The sequence below is a fragment of the Streptomyces tateyamensis genome, assembly GCF_003205575.1.
Lineage (GTDB): Bacteria > Actinomycetota > Actinomycetes > Streptomycetales > Streptomycetaceae > Kitasatospora > Kitasatospora tateyamensis.
Genome location: NZ_PYBW01000011.1, coordinates 156,053 through 156,406, shown reverse-complemented (window position 1 = coordinate 156,406; position 354 = coordinate 156,053). Strand labels below are relative to the sequence as shown.

Here is a 354-nt window from a genome sequence, read left to right as displayed (position 1 = left end):
CACGCCGCCGCCCTCGCCTCGACGCGCTCCGCGCGGCCCCTGTCCGACCTCTGCGCCCCGCTCGCCGTACTCGGTTCCGATGTCCAGGTGCCGCTGGTCTCCGGTGAGAAGGTCGGCTACGCGGCCCTCGACTACGCGGCCAGCTCGCCCGCCCTGCAGCGGGTCTGGGACGACGTGGCCGCCTACGCCCCGTACTACGGCAGCGTGCACCGCGGCGCCGGCTACCTCTCGCAGCTGTCCACCGACCTGTTCGAGCAGAGCCGGCGGACCGTGGCCGACTTCCTCGACCTGCGGGCGGACGACCAGGTGGTCTTCACCCGGGCCACCACCGACTCGCTCAACCTGCTGGCCGGC

Annotated in this window: 1 protein-coding gene; it reads left to right on the top strand. The window is 73.7% G+C overall.

What is annotated here, in order from left to right; all coding sequences use genetic code 11:
• Positions 1-39: 39 nt before the first annotated feature.
• The coding region (locus tag C7C46_RS36195) for an aminotransferase class V-fold PLP-dependent enzyme (protein WP_245984096.1) at positions 40-354 on the top strand (315 nt) is incomplete at its 3' end.